Annotated in this window: 26 protein-coding genes; 5 read left to right on the top strand and 21 right to left on the bottom strand. The window is 70.9% G+C overall.

What is annotated here, in order from left to right:
* Nucleotides 1-309: 309 nt before the first annotated feature.
* On the top strand, nt 310-513 hold the full coding sequence (locus C6Y14_RS34840; RefSeq protein WP_033319512.1) for a cold-shock protein: 204 nt from the start codon (nt 310-312) through the stop codon (nt 511-513).
* A 146-nt stretch (nt 514-659) separates the two neighbouring features.
* Here C6Y14_RS34840 and C6Y14_RS34835 read toward each other — a convergent pair whose 3' ends face one another.
* Nucleotides 660-2,576 (bottom strand): AMP-dependent synthetase/ligase, encoded by a 1,917-nt coding sequence (locus tag C6Y14_RS34835; protein WP_107020877.1) that lies wholly within the window; start codon nt 2,574-2,576, stop codon nt 660-662.
* Nucleotides 2,577-2,787: 211 nt separating this feature from the next.
* Nucleotides 2,788-4,074 (bottom strand): acetyl-CoA C-acetyltransferase, encoded by a 1,287-nt coding sequence (locus C6Y14_RS34830; RefSeq protein WP_107021008.1) that lies wholly within the window; start codon nt 4,072-4,074, stop codon nt 2,788-2,790.
* Nucleotides 4,075-4,362: 288 nt separating this feature from the next.
* Between C6Y14_RS34830 and C6Y14_RS34825 the strand changes: the two genes are divergently transcribed.
* Entirely contained in the window at nt 4,363-5,703 is a 1,341-nt protein-coding gene (locus C6Y14_RS34825) for a 3-oxoacyl-ACP reductase (RefSeq protein ID WP_107020876.1), read from the top strand.
* A gap of 341 nt (nt 5,704-6,044) precedes the next feature.
* Nucleotides 6,045-6,977: a MaoC/PaaZ C-terminal domain-containing protein gene (locus tag C6Y14_RS34820; protein ID WP_107020875.1), complete on the top strand. Its 933-nt coding sequence runs from the start codon at nt 6,045-6,047 to the stop codon at nt 6,975-6,977.
* Between the two features lie 5 nt (nt 6,978-6,982).
* Here the strand turns inward: C6Y14_RS34820 and C6Y14_RS34815 are convergent, their stop codons facing one another.
* From C6Y14_RS34815 to C6Y14_RS34770, 10 genes are all read right to left on the bottom strand, one after another.
* Nucleotides 6,983-7,675, bottom strand: a complete 693-nt coding sequence (locus tag C6Y14_RS34815) for a TetR/AcrR family transcriptional regulator (protein ID WP_107020874.1) — start codon at nt 7,673-7,675, stop codon at nt 6,983-6,985.
* Nucleotides 7,676-7,758: 83 nt separating this feature from the next.
* Nucleotides 7,759-8,109, bottom strand: a complete 351-nt coding sequence (locus tag C6Y14_RS34810) for a DUF4229 domain-containing protein (RefSeq protein ID WP_107020873.1) — start codon at nt 8,107-8,109, stop codon at nt 7,759-7,761.
* 147 nt (nt 8,110-8,256) lie between these two features.
* Nucleotides 8,257-8,790: a GNAT family N-acetyltransferase gene (locus C6Y14_RS34805; RefSeq protein ID WP_107020872.1), complete on the bottom strand. Its 534-nt coding sequence runs from the start codon at nt 8,788-8,790 to the stop codon at nt 8,257-8,259.
* A 185-nt stretch (nt 8,791-8,975) separates the two neighbouring features.
* The gene (locus C6Y14_RS34800) at nt 8,976-9,536 is read right to left on the bottom strand and encodes a hypothetical protein (protein ID WP_107021007.1); all 561 of its coding nucleotides are present in this window, start codon (nt 9,534-9,536) and stop codon (nt 8,976-8,978) included.
* A gap of 306 nt (nt 9,537-9,842) precedes the next feature.
* Nucleotides 9,843-11,006, bottom strand: a complete 1,164-nt coding sequence (mqnE, locus tag C6Y14_RS34795) for an aminofutalosine synthase MqnE (protein WP_107020871.1) — start codon at nt 11,004-11,006, stop codon at nt 9,843-9,845.
* 74 nt (nt 11,007-11,080) lie between these two features.
* Complete coding sequence (locus tag C6Y14_RS34790) at nt 11,081-11,536, bottom strand: Lrp/AsnC family transcriptional regulator (protein WP_107020870.1); 456 nt, start codon at nt 11,534-11,536, stop codon at nt 11,081-11,083.
* Nucleotides 11,537-11,591: 55 nt separating this feature from the next.
* Nucleotides 11,592-12,266: a UbiX family flavin prenyltransferase gene (locus C6Y14_RS34785; RefSeq protein WP_107020869.1), complete on the bottom strand. Its 675-nt coding sequence runs from the start codon at nt 12,264-12,266 to the stop codon at nt 11,592-11,594.
* Nucleotides 12,267-12,297: 31 nt separating this feature from the next.
* Complete coding sequence (locus tag C6Y14_RS34780; RefSeq protein ID WP_107020868.1) at nt 12,298-12,870, bottom strand: Uma2 family endonuclease; 573 nt, start codon at nt 12,868-12,870, stop codon at nt 12,298-12,300.
* Nucleotides 12,871-12,972: 102 nt separating this feature from the next.
* Nucleotides 12,973-13,266: a hypothetical protein gene (locus C6Y14_RS34775; protein WP_107020867.1), complete on the bottom strand. Its 294-nt coding sequence runs from the start codon at nt 13,264-13,266 to the stop codon at nt 12,973-12,975.
* Nucleotides 13,263-13,526 (bottom strand): hypothetical protein, encoded by a 264-nt coding sequence (locus tag C6Y14_RS34770; protein ID WP_107020866.1) that lies wholly within the window; start codon nt 13,524-13,526, stop codon nt 13,263-13,265. The genes C6Y14_RS34775 and C6Y14_RS34770 overlap by 4 nt, the downstream gene beginning before the upstream one ends.
* A gap of 151 nt (nt 13,527-13,677) precedes the next feature.
* On the opposite strand from C6Y14_RS34770, the gene C6Y14_RS34765 reads away from it, so the two are divergent.
* Nucleotides 13,678-13,953, top strand: a complete 276-nt coding sequence (locus tag C6Y14_RS34765) for a GntR family transcriptional regulator (RefSeq protein ID WP_199854970.1) — start codon at nt 13,678-13,680, stop codon at nt 13,951-13,953.
* An 11-nt stretch (nt 13,954-13,964) separates the two neighbouring features.
* On the opposite strand, the gene C6Y14_RS34760 is transcribed toward C6Y14_RS34765, so the two are convergent.
* The 4 genes from C6Y14_RS34760 to C6Y14_RS34745 form a co-directional block, all read right to left on the bottom strand.
* Nucleotides 13,965-14,750 (bottom strand): HNH endonuclease family protein, encoded by a 786-nt coding sequence (locus C6Y14_RS34760; protein WP_199854969.1) that lies wholly within the window; start codon nt 14,748-14,750, stop codon nt 13,965-13,967.
* Entirely contained in the window at nt 14,747-16,180 is a 1,434-nt protein-coding gene (locus tag C6Y14_RS34755) for an AAA family ATPase (RefSeq protein ID WP_107020865.1), read from the bottom strand. Before C6Y14_RS34755 ends, C6Y14_RS34760 begins: the two co-directional genes overlap by 4 nt.
* Before the next feature lie 93 nt (nt 16,181-16,273).
* Complete coding sequence (mqnP, locus tag C6Y14_RS34750) at nt 16,274-17,182, bottom strand: menaquinone biosynthesis prenyltransferase MqnP (RefSeq protein ID WP_107020864.1); 909 nt, start codon at nt 17,180-17,182, stop codon at nt 16,274-16,276.
* A complete protein-coding gene (locus tag C6Y14_RS34745; RefSeq protein ID WP_107020863.1) occupies nt 17,179-18,639 on the bottom strand; it encodes a menaquinone biosynthesis decarboxylase in 1,461 nt (486 codons plus the stop codon). The genes mqnP and C6Y14_RS34745 overlap by 4 nt, the downstream gene beginning before the upstream one ends.
* 136 nt (nt 18,640-18,775) lie before the next feature.
* Here C6Y14_RS34745 and C6Y14_RS34740 point away from each other — a divergent pair, with 136 nt between their 5' ends.
* Nucleotides 18,776-19,204, top strand: coding sequence for a PLD nuclease N-terminal domain-containing protein (locus C6Y14_RS34740; protein WP_107020862.1), 429 nt, complete (start codon nt 18,776-18,778; stop codon nt 19,202-19,204).
* 31 nt (nt 19,205-19,235) lie between these two features.
* Here C6Y14_RS34740 and C6Y14_RS34735 read toward each other — a convergent pair whose 3' ends face one another.
* The 5 genes from C6Y14_RS34735 to C6Y14_RS34715 all read right to left on the bottom strand — a co-directional run bounded on the left by C6Y14_RS34735 (nt 19,236) and on the right by C6Y14_RS34715 (nt 21,877).
* Complete coding sequence (locus C6Y14_RS34735) at nt 19,236-19,469, bottom strand: hypothetical protein (protein ID WP_225891431.1); 234 nt, start codon at nt 19,467-19,469, stop codon at nt 19,236-19,238.
* A gap of 217 nt (nt 19,470-19,686) precedes the next feature.
* Nucleotides 19,687-20,199, bottom strand: a complete 513-nt coding sequence (locus C6Y14_RS34730; protein ID WP_107020861.1) for a hypothetical protein — start codon at nt 20,197-20,199, stop codon at nt 19,687-19,689.
* Nucleotides 20,183-20,674 (bottom strand): RNA polymerase sigma factor, encoded by a 492-nt coding sequence (locus C6Y14_RS34725; RefSeq protein ID WP_107020860.1) that lies wholly within the window; start codon nt 20,672-20,674, stop codon nt 20,183-20,185. Before C6Y14_RS34725 ends, C6Y14_RS34730 begins: the two co-directional genes overlap by 17 nt.
* 172 nt (nt 20,675-20,846) lie before the next feature.
* Nucleotides 20,847-21,482, bottom strand: coding sequence for a class F sortase (locus C6Y14_RS34720; RefSeq protein ID WP_199854968.1), 636 nt, complete (start codon nt 21,480-21,482; stop codon nt 20,847-20,849).
* Nucleotides 21,479-21,877: a Tat pathway signal sequence domain protein gene (locus tag C6Y14_RS34715; RefSeq protein ID WP_107020859.1), complete on the bottom strand. Its 399-nt coding sequence runs from the start codon at nt 21,875-21,877 to the stop codon at nt 21,479-21,481. Before C6Y14_RS34715 ends, C6Y14_RS34720 begins: the two co-directional genes overlap by 4 nt.
* Nucleotides 21,878-21,908: the final 31 nt, after the last annotated feature.

Raw genomic sequence — 21,908 nt, 5'->3', positions numbered from 1 at the left:
ACCGCCTCCGCCTCCCGTGTCAACCCCTGTGACACCGGGTGATACCGCTACGTCAGCCCCTTTGGCGGGACCGCCAAACTTCCGGGTGACGTGATCTTGCCCTCTATTGCTTTCGGCTGCCCTCCTGGGTAAGGTCGTCCGCAAGTTGCAGTTTGGTTTCCCTTGCAGTACAGAGCCTGCGGAGCATGTGACCGCGGGCTCTCGTCGTTTTCAGACGAATGCAGTTGTTTACAAGGTTTTGTTCTCAAGCTTTTGTTTACACCTTGCAGGTTCTGGAGCAGGGCAACCCTTTGGGCCCAAGGAGGGCTTATGGCTACCGGAACCGTGAAGTGGTTCAACGCCGAAAAGGGCTTTGGTTTCATTGCCCAGGAAGGCGGCGGCCCGGACGTCTTCGTCCACTACTCCGCGATCAACGCGAGCGGATTCCGCTCCCTCGAAGAGAACCAGGCGGTTACCTTCGACGTGACCCAGGGTCCGAAGGGCCCGCAGGCGGAGAACGTCACCCCCGTCTGATCCTTCGGCTGAGTCCGGGCTCCCCGAGCCCGGCACTCTGATCCGGAACCTAGAAGCAAGACCCAAGGAGCCCCACACCGTCAGGTGAAGGGGCTCCTGCCTTTTCCCCCACGCGCTCCCGCGCTCCCGCGCTTCCTCCCGGCCGGCTACTCGCTGCCGAGTGCGCCGTCGTACATCGTCTCGATCTCCCCGGCGAACTCCCGGGTCACCACCGCCCGACGGAGCTTCATCGTCGGGGTCAGATGGCCGGCCGTCTCCGTGAAGTTGAGGGGCAGGACGGTGAAGCGGCGGATCGACTCCGCGCGGGAGACCAGGCGGTTGGCGTCGTCGATCGCCCGCTGGATGACGGTGAGCAGGTCCGGGTCGGTGGCCAGCGTCGCCGTCGGGACCTCCGCCCTGCCGGTCATCCGGCACCAGTGGGCCATGCCCTCGCCGTCCAGGGTGACCAGCGCGGTGACGTACGGGCGGTTGTCGCCGATGACGACGCACTGGCTGATGAGGGGATGCGCGCGGAGCCAGTCCTCCAGCGGCGCGGGCGCGACGTTCTTGCCGCTGGTGGTGATCAGGATGTCCCGCTTGCGGCCGGTGATCGTGAGGTAGCCGTCGTCGTCCAGCTCGCCGATGTCACCGGTGGCGAACCAGCCGTCCTGGGCGGCCGGGACCACCCCGCCCGCCTGCGGGTCCCAGTAGCCGCGGAACACCTGGTTGCCGTTCAGCAGGACCTCGCCGTCCTGCGCTATCCGCACCCGGGTGCCGGGCAGCGGCCAGCCGACGGTGCCGAGGCGCGGCCGGTGCGGGTAGGTGAGGGTCGCCGCGGCCGTCGTCTCGGTGAGGCCGTAGCCCTCGTACACCTGGATGCCGGCGCCCGCGTAGAAGGAGGCGAGGCGGCGGCCGAGCGGGGAGCCGCCGCAGACCACCTGGCGGACCTTGCCGCCGAGGGCCGCGCGGATACGGCGGTAGACGAGGGGGTCGTAGACGGCGCGGGCCGCTCTGAGTTTCGCGCTCGGCCCGGAGCCCGTGCCGTGCTGCTGGGCCTCCAGCGCCTCCCCGTAACCGCGGGCCACCCGGGCGGCACGGTCGAAGGAGGCGGCGCGGCCCATCCTCTCGGCGGTCGCGCGGCCGCTGTTGTAGACCTTCTCCAGCACGTACGGGATGGCCAGCAGGAAGGTCGGGCTGAAGCCCGCGAGGTCCGTCAGCAGTTCCTCCGTACGGATGCTCGGCGCGTGGCCGAGCCGGACCCGGGCGCGCATGCACGCGACGGCGACCATCCTGCCGAAGACGTGCGAGAGCGGGAGGTACAGGAGCGTGGACGCGGGCTCCTTGAAGGTGGACTTGAAGACGGGGTGGAGCAGTTCGACGGCGTTGTCGACCTCGGCGAAGAAGTTGCCGTGGGTCAGCGCGCAGCCCTTGGGGCGCCCGGTGGTGCCGGAGGTGTACATGACCGTCGCGAGCGAGTCGGGGCCGAGGACCCCGCGACGCACGGCGACCTCCTGGTCGGGGACGCCCCGGCCCAGCTCGGCGAGCCGGTCCGTGTGCCCCTTCTCGAAGATCCACACGTGCTGTACGTCGGGCAGCCGGTCGCGTTCGGGGCCGAGCGCGGCGGCCTGCGACACATGCTCGACGGCGATCGCCACCGCGCCCGAGTCCTGGAGGATCCAGCGCGTCTGGAAGACGGACGAGGTCGGGTAGACGGGGACGGTCACCAGGCCCGCGGCCCACGCGGCGAAGTCCAGCAGCGTCCACTCGTACGTCGTACGCGCCATGATCGCGAGCCGGTCGCCGGGCATCAGGCCCTCGGCGATCAGCCCCTTCGCGACCGCGAGCACCTGGTCGGCGAACTCGGCCGCCGTGACGTCCTGCCAGCGGCCGTCGGGCCCCTTGCGGCTGAGCACCGGGTCGTTCGGCACCTGGTCCGCGTTGTCGAACGGGATGTCCGCGAGCGAGCCGTGCGTCACGGGCAGGATCAGCGGCGGGACCGAGACCTCTCGCACGACCCCGTCCAGCCGCCTGACCTCGGGTTCCGGCAGGGCGGGCTGGGGGCGGGAAGAGGGATCGCGGGACACGGGCGGCTCCTTGCTCTCGTACTTCTCCCATTACGGACCCGTGAACGGGCAGGTTCACCCGGGAAACTGGGGGGCTTGTGTGCATAAGAGTGAGAGGTTGGTGCGTGTTCGGACGGCTGTTCATCTTTTGCCCAAGGTGTGGGCATGGAAGGACGTCGCACAGGGGCGGGGCGCACGAGGAATCGTGCGGATCGTCGTGCGCCCGGCCGGGTCACGGGCGTTCGAGGATCGCCGTCACACCCTGGCCGCCCGCCGCGCAGATCGAGATCAGGCCGCGGCCGGGGCTCCGCCGCTCCGCCAGCAGCTTCGCCAGGGTCGCCACGATCCTCGCCCCGGTGGCCGCGAAGGGGTGGCCGGTCGCCAGGGACGAGCCCGCCACGTTGAGGCGGGCCCGGTCGACCTGGCCCAGGCCCTGCTTCTCCCAGGCCGCCAGGGTGGCGAGCACCTGGGACGCGAACGCCTCGTGCACCTCGACGAAGTCGAAGTCGTCGAGGCCGAGTCCGACCCGTTCCAGCATGCGCGGGACCGCGTGGGCGGGCGCCATGAGCAGCCCGTCCTCCCCGCCGGCCACGTCCCCCGCCACGAAGTCGACGGCCGCCGTCCCGTACGCCGTCAGATACGCGAGGGGAGTCAGGCCGCGCTCCGCCGCCCACGCGTCGCTCGCGAGGAGCACGGTGGCCGCGCCGTCGGTCAGGGGCGTCGAATTGCCCGCCGTCATGGTGGGGTTGGGACCCTGTATGCCGAACACGGGCTTCAGCCTGCCCAGTTCGGCGACCGTCGAGCCGGGGCGGAGGTTCTGGTCCCGCGCCAGCCCCCGGAAGGGCACGACCAGGTCGTCGAAGAGGCCGCGTTCGTAGGCGGCGGCGAGCCGTCGGTGGCTGGCCGCCGCCAGTTCGTCCTGCGCCTCGCGGGTGACGGCCCACGTCCGGGCGGTGACAGCCGCGTGCTCGCCCATCGACAGTCCGGTACGCGGCTCCGCGTTGCGCGGGATCTCCGGGACGAGGTGGCCGGGGCGGACGCGGGTGAGCGCCTTCAGCCGGGCACCCGCCGACTTCGCGCGCCGGACCTCCAGGAGGATGCGCCGCAGCTGGTCGTTGACGCCGAGCGGGGCGTCGCTGGCCGTGTCCGCGCCGCCCGCGACGGCGGACTCGGTCTGCCCCAGCGTGATCTTGTTGGCCGCCGCGATCACGGCCTGGAGGCCGGTGCCGCAGGCCTGCTGGATGTCGTACGCGGGGGTGCGGGCGTCGAGCCGTGAACCGAGCACGGTCTCGCGCGCGAGGTTGAAGTCGCGGCTGTGCTTGAGGACGGCACCGGCCACCAACTCCCCCACCGCGCCCGGCCCTTCGAGCCCGTAACGGTCCACGAGGCCGTCGAGGGCCGCAGTCAGCATCTCCTGGTTCGAGGCAGCGGCGTACGGGCCGTCCGAGCGGGCGAAGGGGATGCGCGTACCGCCGACGACCGCGACGCGGCGCGGCTCCGGCATACGGAGGCCCGGCATACGGAGGCCCGGCGCAGGGAGGGGGCCGCCGGCGGGGGCGGGCCCGGCTGCGGAGACGGATCCGGCGGCGGGAATGGGGCCGCCCGCGGGGACGGATCCGGCCTCGGGAACGGGGTCGACGGCGCGGAGCGGCCGGGGTGCGCGACTGGGTTCGACGGGGCTCATCTCGACCTGCTCCCTCACGGTGACGTAGCATTACCTCGGGTAACCTTACTCCAGAGTAAGCAAGGAGGGGGCGCCCGCGCGAGCCTGCGCCCGAGCGCATCCGACCGAGCTGGGAGCTGAACCATGGCCGACCGCTATCTGAGCCTCACCGGCACCGCGCCCGGCCGCTTCCTGACCCGGCGGCTCGGCCTGCCCCAGCCGGCGCGACTACGGCGGTGGAGCGCCGAACAACCCTCCCTGCAGGGCCGGTTGATGCACCTCACGGCGGGCAGGTCCGACCTCGACCTCGCGCCCGTCCTCGCGCTCGCGGGACTGGACCTGGACCTCGTACCGGCCGGCTCGGCGCTGGACCTGGGCACGGAGAACCCGGTCGCCGTCGTCCTCGACGCCACCGGAGTCCGTGACGTCGACACGCTCGCCGAGGTGCACGCGGCCCTCCACCCCGTCGTCCGGTCGGTCGCCGCCAGCGGGCGGATCGTGGTGCTCGGCTCGCCCACGGACCCCGCCGACCACCACCAGGCCGCCGTGCAGCAAGGCCTCGAAGGGTTCGTACGGTCCCTCGGCAAGGAGATCGGGCGGGGCAGGACCGTCAATCTCGTACGGCTCACGGACGCGCGTGCCGCCGAGTCGACGTTCCGGTTCCTGCTCTCGCCCCGGTCGGCGTACGTCAGCGGACAGGTCGTCGAGATCGGCGACGGCGAGACCGGGAACGGGGCGCCCGCGGACTGGAGAAAGCCGCTCGCCGGGCGGACCGCGCTGGTCACCGGGGCCGCGCGCGGGATCGGCGAAGCCGTCGCCGCGACGCTCGCGCGGGACGGGGCGCGAGTCGTGTGCCTGGACGTGCCCGCCGCCGGGGCCGACCTGGCCGCGGCCGCCCGGCGGCTCGACGGGGTCGCGCTCCCGCTCGACATCACGGCGGACGACGCGGGGGCGCGGATCGCCGACGCGCTCCCCGAAGGGCTGGACGTGCTCGTCCACAACGCGGGCATCACGCGGGACCGGCGACTGGTCAACATGCCCGCCGAGCGGTGGAGTTCGGTGCTCGACGTCAACCTCGCGAGTGTGCTGCGCACGACCGACGCGCTGCTGACCGGCGGCACGCTGCGGGCGGGCGGGCGGATCGTGGCCACCGCGTCCATCGCCGGAATCGCGGGGAACGCCGGCCAGACGAACTACGCGGCGTCCAAGGCGGGGATCGTGGGGCTCGTACGGGCGCTCGGGCCGCGGGCGCTGTCGGAGTACGGCGTGACCGTGAACGCGGTCGCGCCCGGGTTCATCGAGACGCGGATGACGGCCGCGGTGCCGCTGTTCATCCGGGAGGCGGGGCGGCGGATGAACTCCCTCTCCCAGGGCGGGCTGCCGGCGGATGTCGCCGAGACGACGGCGTGGTTCGCGGGTCCGGGATCCGGGGCGGTCAATGGACAGGTCGTGCGGGTGTGTGGGCAGAGCTTGTTGGGGGCGTGAACGGGTGCCTGCGGATGCCTGCGGATGCCTGCGGCGCGGGGCGGGTCGGGGGTCGTCGTCGGGTGCGGGCCCGGTGGGGGCTTGTCGCGCAGTTCCCCGCGCCCCTTAAAAGCGCCGTTGCCCGGTGCGGGTGCGCTGTGGCTGGTTGCGCCGTTCCCCGCGCCCCCTGAAAGCGCCGCTGCCGGGTGCGGGTGCGTCGTGGCTGGGCGCGCCGTTCCCCGCGCCCCTCAAGGGCGCAGCCCTTGTTTTGGGGGCGCGGGGAACTGCGCGGCCCGCCCCCACCGGGGCGCGCCCGGGAGCGGACCGTGAGTACGGGCTGTTGTGGAGGAGGAGAGTTGGAGATGGGTGAGCTTGTGGGTGTCGGGAGCAGTGGGACTGGGACTGGGACGCGGACGCGTACCCTCGGGCGGTCGCCGGCGCTGTGGCCCCTGCTGGCCCGGGGAGCGGTGCTCTCCCCGTTCAAGCGGCCCCGGACCGGGGTCACCGCACCCCGTGCCCGGCTGGTACTGCCCGGCGTCCGGGTCGACCTGGGCAGACTCGCCGCGTACGAGCGGGCCTGCGGCTTCGGGGTGGGGGCGGACGAGCTGCCCCCGACCTACCCGCACGTTCTCGGCTTCCCGGCAGCCATGCGGCTGATGAGCGCGCGGACGTTCCCGCTGCCACTGCTCGGGCTGGTGCACACGTCCATCGGGATCACCCAGCACCGGGCGCTCACGGCCACCGGGGAGTACGAACTCGCCGTGGCAGTTGATGACTTGGTGCCTCACAGGCGCGGGACCGAGGCCGTCGTCACGACCGAGGTGCGCGCGGCCGGCGACCTCGTGTGGGAGTCACGCAGTACCTATCTGGCACGGCACGCCGTCGAGCCCGCGGCAGCGGGAAGCGTCGCCGAGCAGGCCGTCGCGGGACGGCTCCGCGGACAGGCCGCCGCGGCGGAGCGCAAGCCGCTGCCCGTGCTCGCCGAGTGGCGTCTCGCGGAGGACGTCGGGCGGCGGTACGGCTCCGCGTCCGGGGACCGCAACCCGATCCACCTCCACCCCCTCACCGCCCGCATGTTCGGCTTCCCCCGGACCGTCGCGCACGGCATGTGGACCGTGGCGCGCTGCCTCGCCGGGCGCGGGACACCCCAAGCGGTCCGCGTACGGGCGGAGTTCAAGGCGCCGGTGCTGCTGCCGGGGACGGTGTCGTACGGGGCGAGGAGCAGCCGTTTCGAGCTGCGCGGGGCCGACGGCGGCCGACTGCATCTGACGGGGGAAGTGCTCCCGCTCGCCTGACCTGATCAGGGCGCCGCGTCCGCCGGAGCCGAGGCGCCCTTCGGAGCCCCGGCGGTCTCCGGGGCTTCCTCCCACGGCTGGCCCTCCATCAGGTCGCCCAAGCCCGCCCACGCGAAGTTCATCAGGGTCGCGGCGGCCTGCCGGGCGGAGACCCCGGGAGTGGCGTTGGCCCAGGCGGCGAGGGATTCCGCGGCGCCGACGAGCGCTTCCGCGAGGCCCGCGACCTCGCGTTCGGGCAGTGAGGGGTTGCGGTGGGCCTCCCGTGCGGCGACCACGATCAGCTGGGTGACGAACGCCACGATCTCCTCACGCATCGACGTGATCTCGGCGGCGAACGGCTCCCCGTGCGTACGCGCCTGACGGTGCAGCACCGCCCAGCCGTCCGGGTTCTGCGCGGTGTGCGTGAAGAACGCCCGCAGGCCTTCCCAGAGTTGGCGGTCGGCGGGCAGATCGGGCCGGACTCCGGCGCGTACGGCCGCGGTCAGGGCGGCGGCCTCACGCCGGATGCACGCGGTGAAGAGGTCTTCCTTGCTGTTCAGGTACAGGTAGACCAACGGCTTGGACACGCCCGCCAGATCGGCGATCTCGTCCATCGAGGCGGCTCGGTAGCCCCGCTGCCCGAAGGTCCGTACGGCGGCGTCCAGCATCTGCTGTTCGCGCACGGCACGGGGCATCCGCTTGCTCTTCACTGCACCCATACAGGAAAGAGTATGTTCTGCCGGCGGTCACGCCGGGGCGAGGTGCGGTGGCGGCGGGGCCGGGACGCGGCCCGCCGTCGCCTTCAGGCCGTCCGGCTCCGGGCGCCGGACACGTCGCCGGGCACCTCGCTCGGCGTTTCGCCGGACACGTTGCCCGTTGCCGCGTCGGCCGCCTCGTCCTCCTGGTTGCGGTTCGCCTCCAGGTTGGACTTCATACGGTCGACGCGCTGGACGACCTGCACCGAGGCGCGGTCGCGTTCCTTGCGCAGGACCACGAAGCTGATGGGCGCCGAGACGACCAGGGCGAGCATGACGACCCACATGCCGTTCGAGTCGCCGAGGCCGCGCGGGGCGACGCCGGAGTAGACGAGGCCCCAGACGACCACGAGGCAGCCCACGAAGATCCCCAGGCGCATCAGTGTGTAGCGGAGCATCTCAATCCACTCTTCCCGTTCCGAACGTTCCCAAAGGGCACCGTCCAGTGAAGCACGCGCGGGCCGCGATCTTGTAGGGGGGTGTCGGGGGTCCGCGGCCCCGCCGGTGTAGGTCGCCGGTGTCAGTCGGCGGATCAGTCGGCGGTGTCAGTCGAGGCGGCCCAGTGACAGCAGCATCGTGATGTCGTCGCGGTCGTCGCCCGGCGACACCCTGATCGCGTCCGGTACGCGGCCGACCTCCTTGTAGCCGCACGATCCGTAGAACCGCTCCAGGCCCTCACCGCCCCGGCAGGTCAGCCGTATCGCCTCTATGCCGTCGAGACTCCGGGCGGCGTCGGCGGCGGCCGTGAGCAGGTCACGGCCGTAACCCTTGCCCTGGTGCCTCGGGTGCACCATCACCGTGTACAGCCACAGCCAGTGCGTCATCAGGCGGTGGGTGTTGCGGGTGAGGAAGGCGGTCGCGGCGACGGTTCCGTCCTCGTCGCGGCCGATCAGGAGCCGGGTGCGGCCCTCGGCCATCGCGACGAAGTGCTTCACGAGCTCGGGCCGTACGGTCTCGCGCGAGACGGGCGGTACGAAGCCGACGGAGCCGCCCGCGTTGGACACGTCGGCCCACAGGTCGGTGATGCCGTCCCGCAGGGCGGGGCCGATGGAGGGGTCGAGCTCGAACGTAAGGGCCATGTGGGCAGATTACTTATTACCCGGCCTGTGACTCAAGTGGCTGCCGTGACGAAGGCCGCGCGACCCGCAAGCGGCCCCACACCGTCTTCTCGCGGCCCCCGAACCGCCCTCTCGCGAACCTCATGGGCCTCGCGAACCTCATGGACCTCGCGAACCTCATGGCCTCTCGGCCGACGCGGACGAGGTCACACCGCGTCGCGGGCGCGGCCCAGGCGCAGCGCCGAGGCGAGGAAGAAGAGGCCGCCGAGGAAGGCGTAACCGGCGAGGCTCGACAGCGAGGCGTCGTCGCCGGCGGCGGAGGCGATGAAGGACGAGCCGGCGAGGGTCGAGATGGCGCCGCTGACGATCATCGGCCACTGACCGCCCAGCTTCCGGCGCAGGGCGCCCGCGACGAGCTGCACGACGCCCGAGACGACGGCCCACGCTCCCCAGACCCGCAGCACGGCCGGGATGCCGGACGTGGCGGCGACGGCGAGCCCGATGACCGTCAGGGAGCTGATCACGATGTTCACGAGCAGCGCCGGAGCCCTGCCGCCGTCGGCCCGCGCGGCCCGGAGGTCGACGACCGCCGCCGCCACGTCGAACAGGGGGTAGATCACCAGCAGCGTCACGCTCACCGGCCCCAGCGTGTCGGCGGTCGCGAACAGCAGGGCGGCCCACACCGCGGCGAAGGCGAAGCGCACGAAGTACAGCTTGCGCAGGGCCGCGGGGACGGCGGTGGGGGCGGTCCCGACGAAGGGGTCCACGGGGGAGTTCACGGAGGTGTTCACGGAGGTGTTCACGGCAGCGCCTCTCAAGACGTCACGGAGATAATGGAGAACGTTCGGTCACGTCACAGCTAAGAGGCAGTCGGGCCCCATTGTCAAGACCGAACGTTCTATCTCCCCAAAGAGGCACGGGGCAACGGCGCATTCCTTTCGCCCCTGAGGGGCGCGGGGAACGGCGCGCCCAGCCCCCACGCACCCGCAGAAGAACGCGGCAGCGAAGGACCGGGCGGGGGTCCCGGGGGCGGCAGCCCCCAGGAGGTCAGCGTCAGCCCAAAGATCAGAAGATCAGAACCGCATCGGCTGAGGCGACTCCCGCCGCCCCGCCGGCGCGGCTTCGTACTCCCGAATGATCTCGTACCGGGTGTTCCGCTCCACCGGCCGGAACCCCGCGTCCCGAATCAGATCGAGCAGATCCTCACGGGTGAGCTTGTTCGGCGTGCCGTAGTTGTCGGCGTCATGCGTGATCTTGTACTCGACGACCGACCCGTCCATGTCGTCCGCCCCGTGCTGCAGCGCGAGCTGCGCGGTCTGGACGCCGTGCATGACCCAGAAGACCTTGACGTGCGGCACGTTGTCGAAGAGCAGCCGCGACACCGCGAAGGTCTTCAGCGCCTCCGCGCCGGTCGCCATCTGCGTACGGGCCTGCAGCCGGTTGCGTACCTTCCCGTCCTTCATGTCGACGAAGTCGTGCTGGTAACGCAGCGGGATGAAGACCTGGAAGCCGCCGGTCTCGTCCTGCAGCTCACGCAGGCGCAGGACGTGGTCGACCCGGTGGCGGGGCTCCTCGATGTGCCCGTACAGCATCGTGCACGGGGTCTTCAGACCCTTCTCGTGCGCGAGGCGGTGGATACGTGACCAGTCCTCCCAGTGGGTGCGGTGGTCGACGATGTGCTGCCGGACCTCCCAGTCGAAGATCTCCGCGCCGCCGCCGGTCAGTGACTCAAGACCCGCGTCGATCAGCTCGTCGAGGATCTCGGAGGCGCTGAGCCCGGAGATCGTCTCGAAGTGGTGGATCTCGGTGGCGGTGAAGGCCTTCAGGGAGACGTTCGGAAGGGCCTTCTTCAGTTCGCTCAAGGACCGCGGGTAGTAACGCCACGGCAGGTTCGGGTGGAGCCCGTTGACGATGTGCAGTTCGGTGAGGTTCTCGCCCTCCATCGCCTTGGCGAGCTTCACCGCCTCCTCGATGCGCATCGTGTACGCGTCCTTCTCGCCCGGCTTGCGCTGGAACGAGCAGTAGGCGCACGACGCGGTGCACACGTTCGTCATGTTGAGGTGGCGGTTGACGTTGAAGTGGACGACGTCACCGTTCTTGCGGGTGCGCACCTCGTGGGCGAGCCCGCCCAGCCAGGCCAGGTCGTCCGACTCGTAGAGCGCGATGCCGTCCTCGCGGGTCAGCCGCTCACCGGCCCGGACCTTGTCCTCCAGCTCGCGCTTGAGCCCGACGTCCATGCGTGTACCTCTCCCTGTGACCTGCGCGTATTCGTGTGGATCGTGCGACGTCCAACCGTACTCCCGCGCCCGTCCTACTCCTCCTCGGGCAGCTCGCCCACCCGGTTCTCCCACTTCGTGGAGAGCACGATGGTGGTACGGGTCCTGGAGACGCCCTTGGTCCCGGACAGCCGGCGGATGGTCCGCTCCAGGCCGTCCACGTCGGACGCGCGGACCTTGAGCATGTAGGAGTCGTCGCCGGCGATGAACCAGCAGTCCTCGATCTCGCCGAGGTCCTTCATCCGGCGTGCCACGTCCTCGTGGTCGGCGGCGTCGGAGAGGGAGATGCCGATGAGGGCGATGACGCCGAGTCCGAGCGAGGCCGAGTCGACCGTCGCGCGGTAGCCGGTGATGACACCGGCCGCCTCCAGGCGGTTGATGCGGTCGGTGACGCTGGGCCCCGACAGTCCGACGAGGCGTCCCAGCTCCGCGTAGGAGGCCCGGCCGTTCTCCCTGAGAGCCTGGATGAGCTGCCTGTCCACCGCGTCCATGCGATCGATAGCCTTCCGCTGAAAGTTCCTGAAGTATGAGTGGGTAGCGCTGTGTTCAGGTGGTGCGGGAGCCGCCGCCGAGTTCGCCCTCCCAGCGGCGGTACAGCGTGTGCCCGACGCCCGCCGCGTCCAGCACGCGCCCGGCGACGAAGTCCACGAGGTCCTGGATGTGCGTGGCGCCCGCGTAGAACGCCGGGGAGGCCGGCAGTACGGTCGCGCCCGCGTCGTCGAGGGTCACCAGGTGCCGCAGGGTCTGCCCGTTCAGCGGGGTCTCCCGGACGGCGACGACCAGCTTCCGCCGCTCCTTGAGGACGACACTCGCGGCGCGTTGCAACAGGTCCTTGGACAGCCCCAGCGCGACCCCGGCGACACACGCCGTGGACGCGGGCACGATGAGCATGCCCTTCGAAGGGTACGAGCCGGAGGACGGCCCCGCCGCCAGGTCCCCCGCGCTCCAGTGCCGTACGGCGTCGACGTCCACCGCGAACGTGCCGGGCTTGCCGTCGGCCCCCCGGCCGAGCCACTCCCGCAGGTCGTCCTGCCAGTGGGCGTCCCGGAAACTGATCCCGGTCTCGTCGAGCAGGGTGAGCCGCGAGGCCCGTGAGACGACGAGGTCGACGCTCTCACCGGCCGCGAGGAGAGCACGCAGCACGGCAGCGGCATACGGCGTTCCGGACGCGCCGGAGACCCCCACGATCCAAGGCCGACGCTCTGTTTCTCCTGCGTTCACACCTTGAGCCTACCGGCGCGACGCCACTGACTCAGGACCGGTGGCGCCCCTGCGGGTCAACGGGCAGCCGGGCGGTGCCGAGTGTCAGCCCGCCGAGCGGGGAGTCGACGGTCAGGTCCTTGCCGTACGGGATGACGTCACGGCCGCGGTAGCCGTCGGGACCGGGGTTCCACATCGTCACGCAGTGCCCCTTGAGCGGGTCGACAACCAGGTAGTTGGCGATGCCGCAGGAGGCGTACCAGCGGGGCTTGACCTCGTAGTCACGTCGGACACTGCTCGGTGACACCACTTCGACGACGAACTCGATCAGGTCGGCGGGATAGGCGCTGCGGTTCTCGTCCTCCGCTTCCGCCGGGATGACCGCGAGATCGGGGCAGAACTCGTTGTCGTCGTCGAACACGAACGCCACGTCGCTCACGACGGCCCACCCGGAGGGCAGCTGGCCTTCCAGGTCCGACCACAACCGCTGGATAGTCTTCCCGTGGAACGGCTTGACCGGGTTCATCACGATGCTGCCCTCGACAATTTCCGTCAGGTAGCCGGGGAACATGTCCTCCAGCTTGCTGAGCTGTGAGTGCAGGCGGTCAAGGTCCGAAACGGTCACGGTGGCCTCCCTGGGGTCCTGCTCTCGATGGTAGGCCGCACGGTAGCGGGACGGAGGGGCCCGGCGTCGCGGCCCAGTGCCTGAACGCCGGGCCCCCGCCCCCTACCGCCGCACCCCGGAGGCGATGCGCAGGGTGTCGGTCAGTGCCTGGGTCAGTTCCGCCACCAGGTGGCGGAGCTCGACGGGGGTCGCCTCGTCGGCCAGTTCGCGGGCGTGGCCGAGCAGTACGGCCGCCATCTCCAGGTGGGTCGCCTCGACGACGTCCGCGTACCGCGAGACCGGCCCCGGCCGCTCCGGGTCGGCGATGACGTAGGCGGGCCCGCCGTGCAGGCCGTACCAGGGCAGCAGCCTGAGCTGACGCGCGCCGTCCGTGCCGTCGGATCCGCCGCCGTTCACGCGGCCTCCGTTCCGCACAGGACGTACGGGCGCACGGAACGGTTCGCCGTACCGTCGAGGGCACCCTCGTGAACGCCGAGGGGGCGCCGGGCCCCCGGAGCGAGGACGGGCCGGTGTCTCGGCCGCACGGTCGGGGCGGCGGTCCTGCGATGCCGCCCCGTCGGCATGGGCGGGGTGAGCCCCGCCAAGGGGACGAGCACACCCAGGGAAGCCAGCAGAAGGCCCACCCAGGAGGTCAGGCCGGAGATAGGGTCGGACATGTGTCAGCTCCTTCGAAGCTGGTGTCGTGCCCCGGGGCGGGTGCAACCGCCGCCGGGGTTTGTCCCAGAGACGGTATTACAGGTGCACTACGTATTCTAGGGGAACTACAGATCGACTAGACACCCGTAGTGACCTGACGATGGTGTAGTGATGGAGTTCGCACCTGATATTCCCCGCTGGCGGCAGGTGGCCGCGGTGATCCGCTCCCGTATCGAGGACGGCACCTACACGCCTCGCACTCGCGTGCCGTCCGTGCAGCAGATCGTCGAGGAGTTCGGCCTCGCGACCGCTACGGCTCAGAAGGTGAACGTGGGTCTCAGAAAAGAGGGCCTCGTCTACACAGAGCCCGGCATGGGCTCGTTCGTCTCCGCCGACGCCCCCGCCCTCATCGAAAAAGCCCGCGCCGACGCGGACACCACCGGCTGACATGCCCGGTGCTACGGCGTCGGCGTTCCGGCGCCGCTCCCGTTGGACGGGCCGGGACCGAAGGCCTCCCGGGTCTGCGCGTCGAGCAGGAGAGCCAACAGGTCCGCCTCGCCCGCAAAAAGCCCCGCCGCGGCCGGATGAACCGCCTGATGGAACATCGACGCCAGTACGTCGGCCAAGGGCTGGTTCCAGGCGAGCCGGACGATCTGCAAGGCCGTTTCCCGGTCGCCGCGCCGCCAGGACGTTTTCCACTGCCCGATGAAGAGTCCGGCCCGGGTGAAAGCCTCCCTACGTCCTTTGACGAGCACAGGCCGGTTCAGCCCGAACACCTCTGTGCTCGCCTCACCCTTGATGCTCAGCGCACTGTACGAACCTGCGGCCAGGTTGAGATGCAGGTGGCGCAGGGGGTCCTCGCGGGTCGGGTCGAGCAGCAACTCGCTACCGTCCACCTCGTTCCGCGGGAAGCGGTCCCGCTTGTGGTGGCTGTTGCACAGCGAGCAGGCCAGGAGGTGGTTGGTCCAGTCGAAAGTCCGCAACGGGTTGCACGCCAACGGTTCGAAGTGGTCGACGGCGCACCCCTGGTTGTCACCGCAGTACATGCACCGCTCGTGGCCGACCGCCATCTCCCCGAGGGTGTCCTTCAACCGAGGATGTACTTTCGTGCGCACAGTGGTGTTCCGGCTCCACAGGTCGCCTGCCACCGACTTCCGGTCGGCGGCGGCCTCCACCCTGGCTCCGTACCGCTCCAGGTACTCCGTGGTCTCTCGGGGCAGCGGAATCCGCACCAGCCTGATCACTCGCCGAGTTCTCCGTCCCCCGCCGCACGGGGCTCTTCGTCTGCCAGCCGAGCCAGGCCGGCGGACATCTCGTCCAGGCGCGCCGACGGCGAACTGGTGAGGAGCTGCTTGATACGGGTGTAGCGAGCCAGTGCCACCGCATCGGCGGTGCCGCGCAGGACGGCCCCCTCCAGGGCGACCAGTTCGGCCCGCAGCGCCTCCGCCTTCTCGGAATACGGACTGTCGAGACCGAACAGTTCCGACAAGGCGGCGTCGTCCCCGCTGCCGTACACCACGCGCTCGTACAGGTCCTCGTCCACCACATGTGGTCCAGCCTGCTCGCCGGGGCCGGGCAGCCGGACGAGGCCGCCCGGATCGGCGGACTGGCAGATGTACGGGCTGTGCGTCGTGACGATGAATTGGATGCCGGGGAAGTGCGCGGTCAGCCACGGCCCGATGCGACGCTGCCAGGACACGTGCAGGTGGGCGTCGACCTCGTCGATCAGTACGACGCCCGGGACCGACACGACGATACGGCCGTGCCGCTGCTCGGTGAGAGCCAGGCCTACTTCACGGGCGACGGCGTAGGACTCGTACACCTGCCGGAGGAGGTCCACGACGAGCGCGGTAATCGTGCGAAGACCGTCACTCATCTCGCGCAACGGGAAACGTCGGCCCTCCCAGTCGACCCACAGGCCCTCCGAGTCGACGTCCACGACCCGGCACCCATCGGGCAGGAGCCCGTCACCCAGCACAGCCAGCGCGGTGGCCTTCAACTCGGCGGCGGCCTCGTCTCCCTCCAGGGCTCGCAGATGCTGGCCTACCAACCAGCCAACGCCTTCGGCGAGGGAGAGGTCCTCGTCGAAGAGGGTGCCCACGCGGGAGAACACGCCGACGCGCTTGCGGGGGCGGTCGTCACCGCCGGACAGTCGGCGGAAGGACCCGTATCCGGCAAGGAGCCAACCGACGGGTTTGGAATCCCACAAGCCGCCCGGCGCGAAGAGATCGCCGCCCTCAACATTCAAACTGTGACCGGCAGACAAGGACGGTTCCGTCTGACTACCCCCGTACGGCCCCTTTGCGGGTGCGCCGCGCCGCTGCCACCGTAGTTCCGACATGAAGGTGTCCGGTGGCTGCACGTCTGCGAAAAGAGTGCCGTCAATCCCTCTGTGATCCACTTCGTAGCCAGGGACGATCTTGACGGAGGCCTCGGCCACCTCCGCGCCCTCGCTCGCCCAAGCCTCGAAACTAGGCATGATGCGGCGCGCGTTGTCCGGGCCGATGACCGCCAGCGCCACAGCCCGCAGCAGCGTCGTCTTCCCAGAACCATTCCGTCCCGCGAGCACCGTCCATCCGGCATACGAGCCGTCCGGCCTGGCCAGGTCGAGCACGACCTCGCGAGGACCGTGGAACGACTTGACGTTCCACACGCTGATCCGGCTCAGGTACATCGCGCTCGGCTTCCTCGTGGTCGCGGCCCCGCACACGGCGGGCAAACTCAGCACGAGGGACTCTACGTGCGCGGTCCCCTCGAACGATGCAGGTTAGACGGTCAACCCCCGCACCAGCAGGTCCAGCAGCGCGCACGCGAACAGTGCGATGCCGATGAAGCCGTTGACCTGGAAGAACGCTCGGTTCAGGCGGGACAGGTCCGTCGGGCGGACGATCGTGTGCTCGTACAGGAACGCGGCCGCCACGATCAGCAGGCCCAGCCAGAAGAAGATCTCCGCGTCGGTGGCCAGGGCGTACCAGACCAGGAGGCCGGTCGTCACGGCGTGGCAGCCGCGCGCGCCCCAGATCGCGGCCGGGACGCCGAAGCGCGCCGGTACCGACTTCACGCCGACCTCGCGGTCCGTCCGTACGTCCTGGCAGGCGTAGATCAGGTCGAAGCCGCCGATCCAGATGCCGACCGCGAGGCCGAGGATGACGGCGTCCCACGACCATTCGCCGGTGATCGCCAGCCAGCCGCCGATCGGGCCCATCGCCTGGGCGAGGCCGAGGATGGCCTGCGGGAAGTTCGTGAACCGCTTGCCGTACGGGTAGACCACCATCGGGATCACCGCGATGGGCGCCAGCGCCAGGCAGAGGGGGTTCAGAAGGGCCGCCGCGCCGAGGAAGAAGACCAGGGCCACCAGCGCGCCCGTCCAGGCGTGCTTCACCGACATCGCGCCGGTGACCAGCTCACGCTGGGCCGTACGGGGATTGCGGGCGTCGATCTCCCGGTCGATGATCCGGTTCACGGCCATCGCAAAGGTGCGCAGCCCGACCATCGCCACGGTGACGAGGAGCAGCCGGCCCCACTGGATGTTGCCGTCCGTCAGGAACATCGCCGTCAGCGCCGCGATGTACGCGAACGGCAGCGCGAAGACGGAGTGCTCGATCATGACGAGCCGCAGGAACGCCTTCGTGCGCCCGGGCCGGGGCTGCGGGATCGCCGCTGATGCGCTGCTCACGAGAGTCCGTACTCCTTCCAGCGGCGGTCGACCTTCGCCGCCGTATCCGGGTCCGACAGGACCATCTCGGGCCAGCCGCCGTCGCGCGTGTAGCCCTCCTCGGGCCACTTGCGTGTGGCGTCGATGCCCGCCTTGCCGCCCCAGAACTGCTGGTACGAGGCGTGGTCGAGGTGGTCGACCGGGCCCTCGACCACGGTGAGGTCGCGGGAGTAGTCCGTGTTGCCCAGCGCGCGCCACGCCACCTCGTGCAGGTCGTGGACGTCGCAGTCGGAGTCGACGATCACGATCAGCTTGGTCAGCGACATCATGTGGGCGCCCCAGACGGCGTGCATCACCTTCTGGGCGTGCTTCGGGTACTTCTTGTCGATCGCGACGATCGCGCAGTTGTGGAAACCGCCCGCCTCGGGCAGGTGGTAGTCCACGATGTCCGGCACGATGATCTTGAGGAGCGGGAGGAAGAAGCGTTCCGTCGCGCGGCCCAGCGGGCCGTCCTCCGTCGGCGGGCGGCCGACCACGATCGACTGGATCAGCGGGCGCTTGCGCATCGTGACGCAGTCGATGGTGAGCGCCGGGAACGGTTCCTGCGGCGTGTAGAAGCCGGTGTGGTCGCCGAAGGGGCCCTCGGGGAGCATCTCGCCCGGCTCCAGCCAGCCCTCGATGACGACCTCGGCCTGCGCGGGCACCTGGAGCGGCACCGTCTTGCAGTCGACCATCTCGATCCGCTTGCCCTGGAGGAACCCGGCGAAGAGGTACTCGTCGATGTCACCGGGCAGCGGGGCCGTGGACGCGTACGTCACGGCCGGCGGGCAGCCGAAGGCGATCGCGACCGGCAGCCGCTCGCCGCGACGCGCGGCCACCGCGTAGTGGTTGCGGCTGTCCTTGTGGATCTGCCAGTGCATGCCGATGGTGCGCTTGTCGTGGCGCTGGAGGCGGTACAGCCCGAGGTTGCGGATGCCGGACTCGGGGTCCTTGGTGTGGGTGAGGCCGAGGTTGAAGAAGGACCCGCCGTCCTGCGGCCAGGTGAAGAGCGCGGGCAGGGCGTCCAGGTCGACGTCGTCGCCGGTGAGCACGACCTCCTGGACGGGGGCGTTGTCCGACTTCACCTTCTTCGGCGGTACGTGCGTCATCGCGCCGAGCTTCCCGAAGGCCTCGCGCACCCCCATGAAGCCCTGCGGCAGCTCGGGTTTCAGCAGCCCGCCGATCTTCTCGCTGATCTCGGCGTACGACTTCAGGCCGAGCGCCTTGAGCAGGCGGCGGTCCGTCCCGAAGACGTTCATCGCGAGCGGCATCGCCGATCCGCGCACGTTCTCGAAGAGCAGCGCGGGGCCGCCCGCCTTCTGGACGCGGTCGACGATCTCCCCGACCTCCAGGTACGGGTCGACCTCGGCCTTGATGCGCTGGAGGTCGCCCTCGCGCTCCAGCGCCCGGAGCAGGGAGCGAAGATCGTCGTAAGCCATGCGTCCCAGTATCGGCTACTCGCTACGCTGGCTCCGTAAGGGGGGCCGCTCGACCGGCCCCGACGGCCATGAGTTCTTCTGTACACATCTCCACACGCGTCGTCGTACGCGTCTCCACAGCAGGGGGAACCACCGCATGCTTCGGGTGCTGATGATCCTGGTGCCGCTGGCACTCAGCATCTACGCCTTCATCGACTGCATCACGACCGATGAGAAGGACGTCCGCTACATCCCGAAGCCCCTCTGGGCGATCCTCGTGCTGCTGTTCCCGCTCGTGGGCTCGATCTCCTGGCTGATCGTCGGGCGGGTCCGCACCCCGCGCGACGCCTCGTCGTCCCGCCGGGGCGGCTGGGTCGCGCCCGACGACAACCCCGACTTCCTCAAGTCCCTCAGGGACGAGAACAAGGACGACGGCAAGGACAGCGGCAAGGACAGCGGCAAGAACGGCGACAAGGACGGCGACAAGGACAAGGGCAGGGACAAGGGCGAGCCCGGCGGGTCGGGCGGCGGCAAGGACGACACCGGCGGTGAGGGTCCCGAGGACGCCGCTCCGCCGAAGTCCTGACCGGGAGCGGGCGACGGGGGCCGCGCCGGGATCAGCTCCCGGCGGACGCGGCCAGCCGGTAGAACGCCTGCGTCGTCCGTGGGTGGGCCATCTCGTCCAGCAGGTGCCGCCATTCCAGGTCGTGATCGTCGCAGGCGCCGGGGTGCGCGTCGTCCCAGGCGGCGAGCAGCGGGGCGAGTTCGCTCTCGGGGGTCGCGCGGACACCGGTCACGACGGCGGTGGTCGCGAGGCCGGTGATCGGGCCGGAGGTCGTGGAGATGTTCATGGCGGTTCCTTCCGGGCGGCGGGCGGAGCGGCTTCCGGGCGAAGTCCTCGGTTGCGTTTCTTGGTTGAAGTTCGGAACGAACTTCCCCTTGGACTTTCTGGCGACTTTCTGAGTTCAACTCTGCCGCCGTACGTCCGCCGCCGCCATGAAGCGACCTACCAGACCCGGGGTGGGGGCAGCCCCACCCCGGCGGTGCGGTCCGCCGCCTGACGAGCCGTCACCGGGGGCCCTTGGAGGGGGACTTCGCGGACGGAGTCGGTGTCGGTGTCGTCGACGGCTTCTCGGTCGGCGCCGCGGAGGGTGCCACCGAGTCCGCCGGGGGCTTGCTGGGGGCGGCCGCGGACGGCCCGGTCGACGCGTCGGGGCTCGCGGCCGGTGGCTGCTCGGTGGCCTCGGTGGGCCCGCCCGCGTCGGACTCGGCGGGCCCGGTCGACGGCGACGGGGTGGGCGTGGCCGGACGGCTGCTCGTGGACGGCGGAGCGAGGGGAACCGTCGGGGACGCGGGCCGGTCGGGGGCCGCGAGCCGGACCGGCAGGGCCACGAGAGCCGTGACGGCGCACAGCAGGCCGGCCCCGGCCGCGGCACGCAGCAGCCGGCGCCGGGCGGCGCCGCGGCGGATCGCCTCGTACCGGCCGGGGGGCGGGCCCAGGTAGTCGGACGCGGGCCGCAGGATGACGGCGAGGGGGTCGTCGGGTTCGAAGTCCGGGCCGTCGTCAGAGTGTGTGATCAACGCTTCTCCTCAGATGGGCGCGGAGCAGTTCGCGGGCCGCGTGGAGATCGGCCTTGACGGTTCCTTCCTTGCGCCCGGTCAGCACGGACACCTCCCGGATCGGCATGTCGGCGTAGTAGTGCAGCAGGATCGGGACGCGCAGCCGCTCCGGCAGCGACTGTACGAGCAGGCGCACCGAAGGGTCGGCCTGTTCGGTCTCCGGGCGGACGGCGGCCTCGGCCGTCGCACGGCGCACGGCCCTGCGTTCGCGCTCCAGTTTGCGCCAGTGGTCCCGGACCAGATTGGCCGCGGTCACGTAGAGGAAGCCACGGGGTTCGGCCACGGAGGTCCAGCGGGCCCAGAGCCGGGTGAACGCCTCCGAGGCGATCTCGTGCGCCGTCTCGTCGTCGTCGACCAGCCGGCGGCACCAGCCGGCCAGCCGCGGGTAGAGGGCGGCGAACAGCTCGGACGCTGCCTGCTCGCGGGACCGTTTCAACGCTCTCCAGGTCGTGACGCCGTGTACAGGACTTGCATGACTTGCATGACTTACGTGGCCTGCGTGGCTCTCGTGGCTCGTGGTCGGGGCTCGTGGTGCTCATCCGGAAGGATCCCGGACCGTCGGCGTACGGTTCCGACGGCCCGGAATCCAAGGCGTGCGGCGCGCCCGGTCAGGAACCCCCCTGGCCGCTCGAACTCAGCTCCGCGAAGACGATCACGCTGTCGCGGTAGCCGTCACCGCTGCGGGGGCCGCCGCAGGTGATGAGCCGCAGCTCCGGCCGGCCCACATCCCCGTACACGTCCTCCGTCGGGAACTCCGCCTGCGCGACCGTCCGTACACCGCTGACGGTGAACTCCGCCGCCGTGCCGTTCGCCAGCCGCGCCTCGATCCGGTCGCCCCGCCGCAGCCGCTTGAGATCACGGAAGACGCCCTCGCCGTAGGAGCCGACCGTGACGTGGCCGAGGATCACCGACGGGCCGACCTGGCCGGGCGTCGGCGAGTGGCGGTACCAGCCCGCCCGGTCGTCGGCCTCGACCGGAGGAACCTCCACGCTGCCGTCCGGGGCGAGCCCCAGCCTCATGACCGGCGTGTCGACCTCGATGGCCGGGATGCGCAGCCCGACGGGCACCGAGCGGGCGAGGGCGCGCACGTTCTTCCCGGCCGGGCTCGGGGGCGGTGACGAGTCCTCGCCCCGGCCGCGGCCGGTGGCGGCCCCGTCGCTCTCGCCGCCCCCTCCCCCGCCGCAGCCGACGAGCAGGGTGGCCATCGCCGCGGTGACGAAGGCGCGCCTGGACGGCAGGGTCACGCCCCGGTCGCCCGTCGGCGGCGTACGACGTAGACGGCCGCGCCGCCCAGCGCGACCGCCGCGGCGGCGCCCCCGCCGATCAGGCCGCTCCCGCCACCGGACTGCGACCCGGTCGACACCTCGCCGGTGTCGGGCGCTCCGCTCGGTACGACGGAGACCTCGGCGTCCGAGGGCGCCTTGGTGGGCGCCTCGGTCGGCGCGGTGCTCGGTTCGGCGCTCGGCGCGGTGGCCGGGGGCTTGCTCTCGGCCGGGGCCGGGGCCTTGGTCGGTTCTGCGCTCGGCTTCGCCGAGGCGGGGACGGGGGTCGGGGCGGTCCCGTCGGCGAACGCGGGCACCGTGCTCGCCAGCACGGCGGTGCACGCGAGTGCCAGGGCGCTGAGGACAGTTCGGCGCATGTGTGCTCTCTCTCATCGGTCCGTCCGCACG

Source organism: Streptomyces dioscori (genome assembly GCF_003024195.1).
GTDB lineage: Bacteria > Actinomycetota > Actinomycetes > Streptomycetales > Streptomycetaceae > Streptomyces > Streptomyces dioscori.
This window is presented reverse-complemented; position numbering and strand designations above follow the sequence as displayed.